The sequence below is a fragment of the Arthrobacter sp. sptzw32 genome (assembly GCF_059089735.1).
Map to the genome: position 1 here is coordinate 174,685 of NZ_JBNHEZ010000008.1, position 13,124 is coordinate 187,808.

The window sequence follows — 13,124 nt, forward strand, 5'->3', positions numbered from 1 at the left end:
CATGTGGCGAGCCAGCCATTGATGTGACTTGTTATTCTGCGTATCACGTGGTTTTGTCATAGCTGATTGGGGATCACTGTGACCGAGGAGACTATTGTGGCTATATCTGAGTTTGCCTTTGCGCTGTGTGCGCTGTTGGGCACCCTGCTGGTTCCCTTCTTTGTCCTCTATCAGATGCTCCGGCTCAAGCGCCGTGCCATACGGGTTACCGTTCCCGCCGCGCCACGAGGAAACCGCCGCTAGCCATGCCGTACGTAGACATTAACCCCCACAAAGCCCGTCCCAAATGGCAGGCCTATGCCGTTCTGATAGTCCTCCTGGTCCTCACTGCAGCTGTAGTAGGCGCAGCACTCGCAGCCAGCTGAACAGGCGTAAAGGGCAAAACGCTTAGACTTACTGTTTGAACTAGTGCTACAAAGCAGTTTGCCGAACGTCCTGGGGGACAGACATGCCCGATCCGGCCGATCAGAACTCACGCGCCTATGTAGAGGATGCAGGGCAGCCGCAGTTGCGCCGTCGCCGTGACAATCGTCGCGACGATGGTGACCTGACGGATGCCCGGACAGGAACCATGCCAGCCGTAAAGCCCAACCCTTCCAACCAGCCGGACGCCGGCAAACCGCTCACGCGTCGAACCTCCTGGGCGGACGCCGCTGCTGCAGCCGACGTGGCAAAGCCTGTCGGGCAGGTTCCTGCCCCTTCCCGGGTGCCAGGTTCAGCCACACCTTCCAAGGACTATGCCGGCACCCCTGCCGGTAGTTCAGCAGATGCGAAAGTTGCCCCGGCGCCGTCGGACTCTCCTTCTGAAATCCCGGCCTTCCGTCGCGCCCGGCCCACAGTCGCAGACACCATCGCCGAGAAACCATTGCCCGACTTCATCAGCTCGCCCGGCCTGTTCGTCAAGGAACAGAAACCGCGGCCCGTGGGCGGTGTCCGTGGTGCCATCTTCAAGATGACCGGCGGTGCCTGGAACTTGGGCCCCGGAGAAAAGCAGCGCCAGGAAGAAGAACTGGGCCGCCGCATCTCGCGGCAGTTGCAGGGCAGCTACAACACGGCAGTGCTCAGCCTCAAAGGGGGCATCGGCAAAACGTCCACCACCGTGGGTGTAGGCCTGACTCTGGCCGAGTACCGCGGTGACGCGCCCTGCGCCATAGACGCGAATCCCGACTCAGGCGACCTCGTCGAGCGCGCCCTGGGGGAGGGGATCTACCAGCAGTCAAGCCCGCGCACCATCACAGACCTGCTCCGGAACATCGACTCTGTCGATTCCCTGACGGCTTTGGCCCGGTACATGCACCACGCCGGCCGGCTGCACCTTATTGCGGGGGAGCAGGACCCGGAAGTCTCCGACTCACTGACTGCGGAAGAGTATCTGCGGATCCGCAAGCTGATTGCCGCCTACTACTCCGTCGCCCTCACCGACTGTGGCACCGGCGTCACTCACAATGCCATGAGCGGGATCCTACAGTCCGCGGACAACCTGGTGATCGCCGCCGGTTACGCGGTCAGCGGTGCCAAGCGTGCCCGCAGCACCCTGCAGTGGCTGGCCAGCCATGGGTACGAGGATCTGGCCCGCAACGCGATCGTGGTGATCACGGACAAGGACGAGGTTTCTTCCCGGGTGGACAAGGACGCTATTGAGGAACACCTCGCCGGCATCTGTCGGCAGCTGATTGCCGTTCCACATGACCGTGGCGTGGCCGACGGCGACCTGGTTACCCTAGACGTGCTCAAGCCCGAGACCCGGCGTGCATACAAGGAAATAGCTGCTGCCATCGTGGATGGATACCGGTAGGCAGGCACATCAGTCCCTACCTGCGCACATCCAGTCATGATGCCGTAGCCGAATCTTGACCTGACCTTGCGTGCGATCCCTCGCCAAGTCCTTACTCTCTCGCATAGGTTGGGCTTAACAGGCAGAACCAGGGAAATAGGGAGGGATCGGGACATGACAATCACCGACTACGCTGCGGCTCTTGGCGGGATGCTGGTTTCGCTGGGGGCGGCTGGCCTTCTTGCCGCTGGTCTAATTAGAGCGAAGAGCCGCCACTAGGTACCGCAGCCTGTTCAGTCCTAGTCGCGTAACAGTTCCGTGGGCTTGATCGTTTCTTGAGGGTCACTTTTGTAACCTCGCGGCATGGGAAAACACGGTGCTGGCTATTACGGGAAGTACTCCCGCCGAGAGCGGCGGCAGGCCCGCATGCGGCTGTTGTCCTACGTGTTGCTCGTTGCTCTGGCCTTGGCGACCATACCGGTGGTGCTGATGGCTCTCAACAAGTAAGGCGATGAAGCCGCAGAGCCTTGAAGCGTCCTCAAAGGTCCGCACACCCGGTACTAAACCGGCTGGGCGACTTGTTGTAGGTCAGCCCGGGCTTTGACAAGAAGGTCCTGGCTACGGACAACCAGCGCACTAACCGAATTTTCAAGGGACAGCGCAGCTGCACTAGCTTCTTGAATCTGGTTGGAGCGAATTAGGGCCTCAATGGCCCGGCACTTGCGCTCCGTTTCCTGTGCCCCGATCATGGCGGATGTGACCCTCAGGCTCAAGAGCGCGTCCATGGCCGCCTCGGGGTCCTGTTCATTGAGATGTGTGCTGATCCGCCCCATCCTCCCCGGGAGCATGCGGAGATAGTCCCCCAGGAAGTTCAAAGCACAGGCAGCGTCTCCTGTGTCCTCCGCCAGGGCCATGAGCGGTGCCGCTTCCAGCAGAGCCAGGCCGCGCTCAGCCACGGTCTCGGAGTATTTTCGCAACAGCAGCTTGACTAAGCATGTGGCCCCGTTTCCGGCGGAAGCCTGCAGGTTTAAGCGCGCAGGCAAGTTCAGCAGCGTTAGCGGGGGCCGTGGGCAGCGCGTCTTGACGTACGTAAATCATGAATCAGGTCCTTGGGGGTGAGCGAATAGCTGGAAAGCGTTCGGTTGAAAGCTCGCAAATACTCGGTGGTCCATCTATTCAGCTGGTTGAAGAGACTTTGCCGGGTATGAATCAAGAATCCCTGCAGTTGGAAATCAAGAAAGGCTCAAGAGTTTTTACACGCGGGATACAAAACGTGTCCCAGATTACGTTGCAATTCGCTTGAGCCGATCTTGATAAAAGTTTGCACTTTCCTTGACTGCTTACATGCAGTTCTTTTGCGTTTCCGTTGGAAGGCTCGGTTCGAATAAACCGCTGACGAAAAGGGACTCATGAAAGAGCTGTGCGCATTGCTGGTGCCTTGCCTGGCAATTGTTGAACCTAATAAGTTGCTGGCGGTGAATCCGTGATTACGGTGATAATTCCGGCACATAATGAAGAAGCCGAAATAGCAGAAACGCTGAACTCACTGTATAACCAGACCCTTGTCCCGGACAGGGTGATCGTGGTGGCCGACAACTGCACCGATGCCACGGAGCAAATCGCAGAGCAGGCCGGAGCAGAGGTGATCCGGACGGTTGGCAACACTGACAAGAAAGCCGGCGCGCTGAACTTCGTCCTCGCCGACTTGCTGCCAACATCCGCACCGGAAGATCTGATACTCGTGCAGGACGCCGATTCCCAGCTGTCCACGGACTTCATTGAGCGGTCAGCCGCCCACTTGCGGAAAGACTCCAGGCTCGGTGCTGTAGGAGGTGTGTTCCAAGGTGGCCCCGGCGGTGGCTTAGTTGGCCACCTGCAGCGGAACGAATATGCCCGTTATGTCCGGGACGTGCAGCGCCTCCACGGAAAATGCCTGGTGGTAACCGGTACAGCAGCGCTCTTCCGGGCCCGGACTCTGCGGGATGTGGTGGCCGCCCGGCTCGACGGGACCCTGCCTGCCGGCGACGGGCACGGCGGTGTTTATGACACGTCCGTTTTGACGGAGGACAACGAACTGTCGTTCGCCCTGCTGACTCTCAAGTACCGCATCCGCTCTCCTACAGATTGCACCCTCGTCACCGAAGTGATGCCCACCTGGCGGCAATTGTGGTCGCAGCGGCTGAGGTGGAAGCGAGGTGCACTGGAAAACTGCATGCAGTACGGGTGGACCGCAGTCACCCGGCCGTACTGGGGCAGGCAGCTGCTTTCCGCCCTAGGCGTGATGGTGACGTTTGCCTATGTGGGCACGGTGGCGTTTGCACTGGTCACGGGGGCAGCAATGCATATCCAGCCATTCTGGCTTGCCGTGACCGGTGTCTTCGTGATCGAGCGGATAGTGACGGTGAGACTGCGGGGATGGAGGTACATGCTCGCCGCCGCCACTATGTACGAACTAATGATTGACCTGTTTCTGCAGGCGGTCCACGCGAAGGCGTATACAGATGCAATTCTCAAAAGGAAGAAAGTGTGGTAACCCATGTATAACAATGCAGCTATTCCCGCGGCCGCCGGCGCCGGCTCAGGAACTCTCGCCATGACCGGAGCAGGCGATATCTTCTGGTTCGCCCTCGCCGCCTTTGCGCTTCTGGCCCTTGGCCTGGCTATTAAGCGGATTGTTCCGGTCCGCGGCCAGTAGGCTTATCGACATTAGTTAATAAGCAAATGTGATGCAAGAGCAGACACAGGCGCGAGGTGCGCACGCAATGCGCGCCTCGCGCCTGTGGTCATTCTTTATGTTGTAATGCTGATGGTATTTGAACACCTTGCGGTATCGCAGATTTTATAGGTCATGGTACTTCCAACCCTCACGGAACTCGTAAAGCTCCCGGTATTGGCAATTGTTTTTTTCACGCCGTTCGTCCATAGCGTCACGCTGGCTCCAGCGGCACCGGACCATTTCAAGGTTGTGGTGGCCCCTTTTTTCGTAACAGTGCTGGTTGCGCTTAGTTTGATTTCGGGGGCGGCTACCGGGGGAGTGCTGATGGCCGATGCCACGAAGGAAAAGTCTCGAACAACTACGTGTTCAGGCTTGACGTGCGCAGGGTCGCCCCCGCCCCCGCCGGTGACCCACAAGTTGAAGTGGACTCGTTCCTTTGCCGGTACCGGCACCGTTGCACCTTCCAGCACAGTGCGCTTGAGCAGGGGCCCTGTGTAGCCTTCGCCGGCGAAGGTCTCATATGTGACCCGGCCCGGTTCCCAGACCATCCGATGGGTAGTGATGGGGCTGTTCGTGACGTCAAACGTGACGGTGTTGTTGCCCGTTCCCGGCGGCTTGGTGGCATCAAACCAGTAGCCGTGGCCCTGGCTTACCGGCCAGGACTCCCCATAGGCAGCCCCGCCTCCCCAGGCTGAAGCTTCGCAGAGGTCGATCTCGTTGTAGCCCGGGGCCGCCGCGGGATCATAGGTGAACAAGCATCCCCACACCACTTCCTTTTGCAGTGCGCTGAGATCCTTTTCCACAACAGTGCTGTATGTTCCGTAACCGAACCCCTCCCGGGTGGACTGGAATTCAGCTCCGACGGGTGCTTCCCCGGTAGGGTTTGTGATTTTCAGGGAGACGTACCCGTTGGCGTCGGGACCGCTCACGTTGGTGGGGTCGTATGCCTGGTTGTACTGGGGTGCGCCACCCCAAAAGCGCTTTTCCCAGTTGAAACCCTTCCAGCTGAAGCTGCCCGATGGGCCGGGATTTGGATCCAGCGGAGTTGTGTCAGCAGCATTTGCGCCGGGCAGTCCCGCCAATGCTGTCACCCCCGCGACCATCAAGATAGCGAGCGGTTTCCCGCGGCGCGCGAAAGGTGAGGCAAAACAGTTTCCAGCGGTCATGCAAAGTCCCCTCCATCATTGCTCCCAGCAAGCTGTGTGTGCACCACGGTGTGCACCAGTTCATCCTCACTGCGTTTTCCGGCCAAAACAATAGAACAAAAGTGGATTCATCGGACTTTCGCTCAAGGGAAACGAAGGATTTTGCCATTAGCGCAGGAATTGCGCAGGAATCGCGAAAGTTGTTGCTTTTTTTAGTCGCCGGCGCCAAATCCGGAGGGACGTGTGCAATTCGTTCAAGACGAGGGCTATTGCGGAAAGCTTAAAGGATCGGCAGAGAGCTTGGAACGCTACGTCGTGGTTGAAATGCAGGTGACTTTGTTGCTGTTGTTGCCCTGTTCGATTTGTACCACTGCGGTGGCGGTGATCTGCGTCTGGTCGGCATAGGCGGCTGTTACCCGAACAGTAAGGTGCGGAGTGGTCCGGTTGGCAGCGATGATCGGCGAGGTTATGTTAAGTCCCACCGTGCTGGTGGTGCCGAGCGTCACCGCGTCGGAGTAGGAGGGTCCGTAGGCGCCGCTGGGCTGGAGAGCGTCGTACGTCAGGGAAACGGGAACCTTCGGGCCGGTGGCAGTCAAGACGGCGTTCGTTCTGTTGTTGTCGTTGGTGCAGGTGAACCCGGAAAAGGTCGGTACGGGCCAGGTAGCTGCGGCTGTGACGGTCATGGTGGCCGTTGCGCTTTGCTGCCACAGTGCGGACGCCGCCGTTCCGCCGAGCCCGAGCATGAGGGTGAGGACGAAGGCGCCAACAGCGGGTGCGGCGCCTCGAATATCCCGGAAGCGCGGCATCTAGGCCGCCTGTGCGGGCGGCTTGCCAGCCCGAGACCGGCGGACGGATTTGTAGACGGTGATGGCGCCATAGCCGATCAGCGCCACGGCGGCTATCTTGGTCCACGTCTCACGATCGGAATTGCCCAGGGCGTTGGCTACATGGCCGACATACGGCACGGCATAAAAGAGTTTGCCTTTGACTTGAATTTCACGAACGGGCTCAGGGTCGTTGGCGCCGTTGTTGTCGCCCCTGGTGATCAGTGTCTTTTCACCCTGCTGGGTGGCGCCAAAACCAACAATGCGGTGAGTCTCCACATCCGGGCGGCCGGAGTACTGCTGGAACGTGATCACATCGCCGTACTTGAGCTCGCTGAACGCTACGGGCTTCATCACCATGAACGTCCCCGGGGGGAACTTTTGGACCATGGATTTGGTGAGGATGGTGTAGGTCTGGGATCCGGTTGCTACCGGAATCACAATCAACACCATCGCTGCGAACAAGGCGATGAGCATCGCGGACATGCTGACCATGCGGGCAATGGTGCTCCACGCCCCGCCCCCCTCGTCCCGGGTGTCCTCAATTTTCGACGGCGACGGCGACGCTGCCGCCTGGTTGTCCGTCCGGGGCATGCGGGCTGTGGGAGCCGGACGTGTTGTCAGGTCAGCAGCCACCGGACACCCCGCAGGTCTGGCGGGCGGTGAGCGTCAGGGGAATGTTCACTGCTTGTCCTTTCGCAGTTGCAGGGGCTGAGGAGTTAAGGGTGACCTGGAAGCAAAAGACCGTGGACCCGCCCTTAGCCACTGCCGGCGATACGAGCCCCGATGCTCCCAGGGCGATGTAGCCGGTGGTGGTGTTGCAGTCCGCCGGGAGGGAAACAATCTTGGTGTTGACGGTGACGTTCTGCGCCAGGCTTCCGTCTCCCGTGCCTGTCGCGGGTCCTCGAGCGACAGTGATAACGGTGTCGAACGAACCACCGGCGTTGGTGTTGTTGGCCACTGCAACCCCGCCGTAGACAGATCCGCCTGGCAACAGTGTGGCGGTTGGAGTGATAGCCAGGTTGGCGGGGGTACCGTCGGCCAGGGTCATGGTGGTTGCCTGGCCGGAAGGAACTGAGGTGAGGCCCACGATGAACGAGGCCGAGGATACCGTTCCGGCTGTCGTGCTGGTAGTGGCGTTCCAGAGGGCGTAGGTGCCTTGTACGGTCAGGAGACCCAGGACCACTGCGACGGCGATCAAAGCCGCCGCCTGCAGTAAGCGCTTGATGCGCATCAGTTCCCCCTGGTCTGCTACTGGAATCGCCAGCGGGTGGGCGGTGATGGGCCACCCACCGGCATCAGATTACTGGGTTCCGGCCTGACCGGTACCGGCAACCACCTGCTGAAGGGTGAATTTGATGTTGCCGAAGCTGTAGGACTTCGAGACGTCAGCGCGGCCTGATGTGGCTGAAAGGAATTCGAAGGTGATGGTGGCGGTGACCTTCTGGATACCGGTGGACGCGGTGAGGTTGTTCGGAACGGGCTGGCCGTTGATCGTCAGGCTCGGGGCGCTGACTGCGACGTTGGCAGGGGTGAAACCGTTGGTTGGCTCAGCGCCGAGGGCCACGATGGTGGCAGCCATCTTGTCCCCGGTGAGGGTGACGTCAACGTCCTGCGTGAAGGTGAGCTTGTCGCCTGGGACCACCTTGTAGGCGCTGATGTCAGGGATGGTGGTTCCGGCGCGGTCCTTCCAGACGCCGTTGGTGCTCTTTACGACGTTGAGGTCACCGGCAACGATGGTTCCGGGCGCTGCGCTGGCTTCTGCGTTCCACGCGGCGAGGGTTCCGCCGCCGCCCAGCAGCAGTGCTGCGCCAACGGCGATGGCTGCGGTGCCCTTGACCAGAGTGCTGTTCTTCATGATGTGTCCCCTTTAGTTTTTGTGTGCCGTGGTTTAGCTGGACACCACATTGCCGGGGCAACCTCAAAAACTGGGGGGTCAAAGGGTCAACAAAAGCTCAAGGTATTTGAAAATTAAACTATCGGCCAGAGTTCACGATTACCGCGTATCAACATCCTCAAACACCAAAAACGTCTGCGTGTCCAGCACGCCCGGCATGGACTGCAGCTGGTCGAAGATGACCCGCCGTAAGTCAATGTTGTCCACGGCGCGGACCAACAGGATCACATCGAAGTCGCCGCCGACCAGGGCCACATGGTGCACCTCCGGAATGGCGGCTAGCAGGTCCCGGAGTTCGCGCCAGGCGTCCTGCTTCAGCTTCAGGGTCACGTAGGCAGAGGAGCGGAGCCCGGCTTTGATCGGGTCCACCAGCGCGGTGAACCTGGACAGCACGCCCTCCGAGGTGAGCCGGCCGATCCGCGTGTACGCGTGCGCCCGCGAGATGTGGACGTTCTCCGCCACCTGCGTCACGGACATGCGGCCGTCCCGGGTCAGCTCCGAAATGATGCTGCGGTCAATGTCGTCCAGCGGGACCGGTTCGGTCCCGGCATCCCTGGCTGCCAATTCGTCCACGCACCCCGTCAGTAATCTGGCTCACACTTACAATTCGTCTCCCAGTGTAGGCAGAACCGGGCAGCTTCTCCACGATTTCCGGGGGTGCTGGATACGAAACCTTTCCCGGGCGGATACTGGGGAGTAATAGTGGCAACAGAAGGACGGAACCGATGACGATCTCCGCGAACCACACCGCGCCGGGCACCAGCAGCGCAGGTCAAGCCGGCGCTGCGCCCGCCGAGGACGCCCTGACCGAGGCCGTGAAGAAGTTCGGCATCACGGCCGAGGACTACATGCTCCCGGCCCGGCACCAGATCGAGATGGTGGACCCGGCCGGACGGCTCAAGCCCGATGATGAGCAGGGCACCGAACCCGGCCACGAGTACCCCTTGCCGAGTGACGAGGAACTGCTGTCAGCGTACGAACAGCTCGTCGTCGGCCGCCGCGTCAATGACCAGAACTCGGCACTTGTCCGGCAGGGCCGCATGGCCGTGTACCCGTCCAGCCACGGCCAGGAGGCGTGCCAGGTGGCGGCCGCACTGTGCCTGTCCGAGGGCGACTGGATGTTCCCCACCTACCGCGACGCCGTCGCCGTGATGACCCGCGGCGTCGACCCCGTGCAGGTGATGACCATTTTCCGCGGCGACTGGCACGGCGGGTTCGATCCCCTCGAACACAAAGTGGGAATCCAGTGCACCCCGCTCACCACGCAGTTGCTGCACGCCGTTGGCGTGGCCCACGCCGCCAAGCTCCGCGGCGAGGACACCGTGGTGCTGGCCATGTGCGGCGACGGCGCCACCAGCGAAGGCGACTTCCACGAGGCCCTGAACTTCGCCGCCGTCTTCCACCTTCCCGTCATCTTCTTCGTCCAGAACAACAAGTACGCCATCTCGGTGCCGTTGGCACACCAGTCCGTGGCGCCGTCGCTCGCGCACAAGGCCGTGGGCTACGGCATGGCGGGCGAACGCGTGGACGGCAACGACGTCGTCGCCCTCCTCGCCGTCCTGGACCGCGCCGTGAAGCTGGCCCGGGAAGGCTCCGGCCCCCTGCTGGTGGAAGCCAACACCTACCGCATGCAGGCCCACACCAACGCCGACGACGACACCCGCTACCGCGAAAGCGCCGAAGTTGCCGAGTGGCGGGCCAAGGACCCGGTCAACCGGATGCGGACCTACCTGACGGACCGCGGCCTGCTGGACGACGCCGTTGAGGCGCGGATCAGTGAACATGCAGAGGCCGTGGCCGCCCAGCTGCGCGAAGGACTCAGCGAGGACGTGCCGGTGGACCCGCAGGAGCTCTTCCGCCACGTATTCTCCACGCCCACGCCGCAGCTGAAGGAACAGTCCGCCCTGCTCGCCGACGAACTCGCCCGCGACGCAGCAGCCTCATCACAGAATGTATCGAAGGAGGCCGGCAAATGAGCCCCACCATCACCACCTCGTCCGAGGCCAACGGCAACGTCAGCGCCGCCACCGCCCGGGCAGCCGCCTCCGCCGCTGCGTCCGCCGAAGCCGCAGGGCCACAGCCGGTCACCCTGGCCAAGGCATTGAACACCGCTTTGTTTGACGGCATGCACGCTGATCCCTCCGTCTTGGTGTTCGGCGAGGACGTGGGAATGCTCGGCGGGGTCTTCCGCATCACGGACGGGCTCACCGCCACCTTCGGCGAGCAGCGCTGCTTCGACACCCCGCTGGCCGAGTCCGGCATCGTAGGCATGGCCGTGGGCATGGCCATCAACGGGATGCGCCCGGTGATCGAGATGCAGTTCGACGCGTTCGCCTACCCGGCGTTCGAACAGATCATCAGCCACGTGGCCAAGATGCACAACCGCACCAAGGGTGCCGTGAAGCTGCCCCTGGTGATCCGGGTGCCGTACGGCGGAGGCATCGGGGGAGTGGAGCACCACTGCGATTCCTCCGAGTCCTACTACGCCCACACCGCCGGCCTGAAGGTCTACACCCCCGCCACCGTGGCCGACGGGTACCGGATGCTCCGCGAAGCCATCGACTCGGACGATCCCGTGGTGTTTATGGAGCCGAAGAAGCTCTACTGGTCCAAGGACCTGGTGGACCTTGCGTCGCTCCGGTCCGCCCATGAGCAAGGCACGACGGCGGGCCGCACCTCCGAGGGGCGTGCCGCCGTCGCGCGTCCCGGCACTGACGCGACGCTGATCGCCTACGGTCCGTCCGTCCCCACCGCGCTCGCCGCTGCCGAGGCGGCCGCGCTGGAGGGGCGCTCGCTGGAAGTCATCGACGTCCGGACGCTGGTTCCGTTCGATGATGCGACGGTATGTGAATCCGTGCGGAAGACCGGCCGGGCCGTGGTGATCGCCGAAGCGCACGGGTTCGCGTCCGTGTCCTCCGAGATTGTGGCCCGGGTGCAGGAACGTTCCTTCCACTACCTGGCCGCGCCCATCCGCCGCGTCACCGGGTTCGACATCCCGTACCCGGCACCCAAGCTTGAAAAGTACTACCTGCCCGGCGTGGACCGCATCCTCGACGCCGTCGACGACCTGCAGTGGGAGAACTGACCATGAGTGAAACACGCGTGTTTTTGTTGCCGGACCTGGGCGAGGGCCTCACCGAAGCGGAGCTGGTTTCGTGGCACGTTTCCGTGGGGGACACCATTTCCGTGGACCAGCCGATCGCCGAGGTGGAGACGGCGAAGTCCACCGTTGAGGTGCCTTCTCCGTATGCCGGGATTGTTGCTGAGCTGCATGGGCAGCCGGGGGAGACGCTGAACGTGGGGAAGCCGCTGATCTCGGTGACGCCGGTTGGGGCCGGGACCACTGGAACCAAGCCTGCTTCGGTGGTTGAGCCGGCCGAGCCCGAAACCAAGCCGGTTGAGACCGAGCTGGGGGAGCCGGCGGCTGAGGCAGCTGAAACCCCTGCTGATGCCGAGGGCGAGCTGTACCGCGAGGAGGAAAAGGCCGGCTCGGGCAACGTCCTGATTGGGTACGGAACTCCCGGCGGTCACGGCGTTGCGCGGCGGACGCGGGCACGCAAGTCATCGACGCCTGCCGCCGTCACCACCCTTCCCCTCGAGGACGAGGCCCTCCCCTTGGAGGATGGGGCGGCCGACGGCGGACCGGCTGCGAGTGCCGACGTGGACCTTTCGCTCCTGCGCACCCGCGTTCCCGGCAAGCTCGGCGCGGTAATTTCCCCGCTGGTCCGGCGCATGGCGCGGGAGCACGGCGTGGACCTTGGGGAACTTCCGGGCTCCGGCGAGGGCGGACTGATCATGCGCCGGGACGTTGAAGCTGCTATCCATCCCGCAGAGCCGGTGGTTGAGCCTGTCGAAGAACAGCCGGCAGCGAGTCCAGCTGTTGAGCCTGTACGAACCGGGGGGATTGACACCCAGGGACGGGACGTCCGCACTGGGCTGCCCATTTTTTCCCGCACACCTGTCAGGGGAGTACGCAAGGCCGTTGCCGCCAACATGTCGCGCAGCCGTGCGGAGATTCCCGAAGCTACGGTGTGGGTGGACGTCGACGCCACGGGACTGCTCGAGCTCCGCGAGGGGCTCAAAGCGAACGGTGCGGATGTGCCGGGCCTGCTCGCGTTCATTGCCCGATTTGTCACAGCTGGGCTAAAAAAATACCCGGAGTTGAACACGCGCATCGAAACAGGGTCCGACGGGTCCCAGGAGATCGTCTCCTTCGACGGGATCAACCTCGGCATCGCCGCGCAGACCGACCGCGGCCTCGTGGTCCCTTCAGTCCGGGCGGCGGAAAAGCTGACGGCCCGTGAGCTGGACGCAGAGATCAGGCGACTCACCGACGTCGCGCGCCAAGGTAAGGCAACACCCACCGAGCTGGGCAGTGGCACGTTCACCCTGAATAACTACGGGGTGTTCGGTGTAGACGGCTCCGCGGCGATCATCAACCACCCCGAGGTGGCCATCCTCGGCGTGGGCCGTATTATCGACAAACCCTGGGTGGTCAACGGCGAGCTCGCTGTTCGGAAAGTTACTGAGCTGACACTCACCTTCGACCACCGCGTCTGCGACGGCGGCACAGCGGCCGGCTTCCTGCGCTTCGTAGCGGACGCCATCGAAAACCCGACCACCCTCCTAGCCGACCTCTAACGCCCTAACCCCCGGGACGCTCTCTCACTTTGAACTGGTCCCCTGAGGTTGGACTGGCTAAGTGGGATTCTAGGCCGCGAGGGCCTGGGCCCGGTATTGCACCGGGCTCAGGCCCTTGAGCTTTGTG

General features: G+C 62.3%; 15 protein-coding genes. 8 read left to right on the plus strand and 7 right to left on the minus strand.

From position 1 onward, the window contains the following. Positions 1–96 precede the first annotated feature (96 nt). The 3 genes from AC5RVN_RS15770 (at position 97) to AC5RVN_RS15780 (ending at position 2,281) form a co-directional block, all read left to right on the plus strand. Positions 97–243: a hypothetical protein gene (locus tag AC5RVN_RS15770; RefSeq protein ID WP_494138556.1), complete on the plus strand. Its 147-nt coding sequence runs from the start codon at positions 97–99 to the stop codon at positions 241–243. Positions 244–448: 205 nt separating this feature from the next. Further along, positions 449–1,795, plus strand: a complete 1,347-nt coding sequence (locus tag AC5RVN_RS15775) for a MinD/ParA family ATP-binding protein (RefSeq protein ID WP_494138557.1) — start codon at positions 449–451, stop codon at positions 1,793–1,795. A gap of 342 nt (positions 1,796–2,137) precedes the next feature. Beyond that, entirely contained in the window at positions 2,138–2,281 is a 144-nt protein-coding gene (locus AC5RVN_RS15780; protein WP_494138558.1) for a hypothetical protein, read from the plus strand. A 53-nt stretch (positions 2,282–2,334) separates the two neighbouring features. On the opposite strand, the gene AC5RVN_RS15785 is transcribed toward AC5RVN_RS15780, so the two are convergent. Next, on the minus strand, positions 2,335–2,730 hold the full coding sequence (locus AC5RVN_RS15785; protein ID WP_494138559.1) for an Hpt domain-containing protein: 396 nt from the start codon (positions 2,728–2,730) through the stop codon (positions 2,335–2,337). A 527-nt stretch (positions 2,731–3,257) separates the two neighbouring features. Here AC5RVN_RS15785 and AC5RVN_RS15790 point away from each other — a divergent pair. Both AC5RVN_RS15790 and AC5RVN_RS15795 read left to right on the plus strand, forming a co-directional pair. Then, positions 3,258–4,307: a glycosyltransferase family 2 protein gene (locus tag AC5RVN_RS15790; protein WP_494138560.1), complete on the plus strand. Its 1,050-nt coding sequence runs from the start codon at positions 3,258–3,260 to the stop codon at positions 4,305–4,307. A gap of 3 nt (positions 4,308–4,310) precedes the next feature. Beyond that, positions 4,311–4,469 (plus strand): hypothetical protein, encoded by a 159-nt coding sequence (locus AC5RVN_RS15795; protein WP_494041627.1) that lies wholly within the window; start codon positions 4,311–4,313, stop codon positions 4,467–4,469. Between the two features lie 95 nt (positions 4,470–4,564). Here AC5RVN_RS15795 and AC5RVN_RS15800 read toward each other — a convergent pair whose 3' ends face one another. From AC5RVN_RS15800 to AC5RVN_RS15825, 6 genes are all read right to left on the minus strand, one after another. Then, a complete protein-coding gene (locus tag AC5RVN_RS15800; protein WP_494138561.1) occupies positions 4,565–5,656 on the minus strand; it encodes a LamG domain-containing protein in 1,092 nt (363 codons plus the stop codon). 287 nt (positions 5,657–5,943) lie between these two features. Next, positions 5,944–6,441, minus strand: coding sequence for a hypothetical protein (locus AC5RVN_RS15805; RefSeq protein ID WP_494138562.1), 498 nt, complete (start codon positions 6,439–6,441; stop codon positions 5,944–5,946). Then, complete coding sequence (locus tag AC5RVN_RS15810) at positions 6,442–7,053, minus strand: signal peptidase I (RefSeq protein ID WP_494138563.1); 612 nt, start codon at positions 7,051–7,053, stop codon at positions 6,442–6,444. A 31-nt stretch (positions 7,054–7,084) separates the two neighbouring features. Then, on the minus strand, positions 7,085–7,693 hold the full coding sequence (locus tag AC5RVN_RS15815) for a hypothetical protein (RefSeq protein ID WP_494138564.1): 609 nt from the start codon (positions 7,691–7,693) through the stop codon (positions 7,085–7,087). A gap of 69 nt (positions 7,694–7,762) precedes the next feature. Next, complete coding sequence (locus tag AC5RVN_RS15820) at positions 7,763–8,317, minus strand: alternate-type signal peptide domain-containing protein (protein ID WP_494138565.1); 555 nt, start codon at positions 8,315–8,317, stop codon at positions 7,763–7,765. A 138-nt stretch (positions 8,318–8,455) separates the two neighbouring features. Then, on the minus strand, positions 8,456–8,920 hold the full coding sequence (locus AC5RVN_RS15825; protein WP_494138576.1) for an Lrp/AsnC family transcriptional regulator: 465 nt from the start codon (positions 8,918–8,920) through the stop codon (positions 8,456–8,458). 161 nt (positions 8,921–9,081) lie between these two features. Here AC5RVN_RS15825 and pdhA point away from each other — a divergent pair, with 161 nt between their 5' ends. The 3 genes from pdhA to AC5RVN_RS15840 are packed head-to-tail and all read left to right on the plus strand — an operon-like array spanning position 9,082 to position 12,997. After that, positions 9,082–10,332 carry a pyruvate dehydrogenase (acetyl-transferring) E1 component subunit alpha gene (pdhA, locus tag AC5RVN_RS15830; RefSeq protein WP_494138566.1) on the plus strand — a complete coding sequence of 417 codons (1,251 nt, stop codon included), beginning with the start codon at positions 9,082–9,084 and terminating at the stop codon, positions 10,330–10,332. After that, the gene (locus tag AC5RVN_RS15835) at positions 10,329–11,441 is read left to right on the plus strand and encodes an alpha-ketoacid dehydrogenase subunit beta (RefSeq protein WP_494138567.1); all 1,113 of its coding nucleotides are present in this window, start codon (positions 10,329–10,331) and stop codon (positions 11,439–11,441) included. Before pdhA ends, AC5RVN_RS15835 begins: the two co-directional genes overlap by 4 nt. 2 nt (positions 11,442–11,443) lie before the next feature. Continuing rightward, positions 11,444–12,997 (plus strand): dihydrolipoamide acetyltransferase family protein, encoded by a 1,554-nt coding sequence (locus AC5RVN_RS15840; RefSeq protein WP_494138568.1) that lies wholly within the window; start codon positions 11,444–11,446, stop codon positions 12,995–12,997. The last annotated feature ends 127 nt before the right edge of the window (positions 12,998–13,124 follow it).

Excerpts from the sequence above, each read along its gene's own strand:
- AC5RVN_RS15775 (WP_494138557.1), top strand. The coding sequence starts at position 449 with ATGCCCGATCCGGCCGATCAGAACTCACGCGCCTATGTAGAGGATGCA.
- AC5RVN_RS15780 (WP_494138558.1), top strand. The coding sequence starts at position 2,138 with ATGGGAAAACACGGTGCTGGCTATTACGGGAAGTACTCCCGCCGAGAG.
- AC5RVN_RS15795 (WP_494041627.1), top strand. The coding sequence starts at position 4,311 with ATGTATAACAATGCAGCTATTCCCGCGGCCGCCGGCGCCGGCTCAGGA.
- AC5RVN_RS15800 (WP_494138561.1), bottom strand. The coding sequence starts at position 5,656 with ATGACCGCTGGAAACTGTTTTGCCTCACCTTTCGCGCGCCGCGGGAAA.
- AC5RVN_RS15805 (WP_494138562.1), bottom strand. The coding sequence starts at position 6,441 with ATGCCGCGCTTCCGGGATATTCGAGGCGCCGCACCCGCTGTTGGCGCC.
- AC5RVN_RS15810 (WP_494138563.1), bottom strand. The coding sequence starts at position 7,053 with ATGCCCCGGACGGACAACCAGGCGGCAGCGTCGCCGTCGCCGTCGAAA.
- AC5RVN_RS15815 (WP_494138564.1), bottom strand. The coding sequence starts at position 7,693 with ATGCGCATCAAGCGCTTACTGCAGGCGGCGGCTTTGATCGCCGTCGCA.
- AC5RVN_RS15820 (WP_494138565.1), bottom strand. The coding sequence starts at position 8,317 with ATGAAGAACAGCACTCTGGTCAAGGGCACCGCAGCCATCGCCGTTGGC.
- pdhA (WP_494138566.1), top strand. The coding sequence starts at position 9,082 with ATGACGATCTCCGCGAACCACACCGCGCCGGGCACCAGCAGCGCAGGT.
- AC5RVN_RS15835 (WP_494138567.1), top strand. The coding sequence starts at position 10,329 with ATGAGCCCCACCATCACCACCTCGTCCGAGGCCAACGGCAACGTCAGC.
- AC5RVN_RS15840 (WP_494138568.1), top strand. The coding sequence starts at position 11,444 with ATGAGTGAAACACGCGTGTTTTTGTTGCCGGACCTGGGCGAGGGCCTC.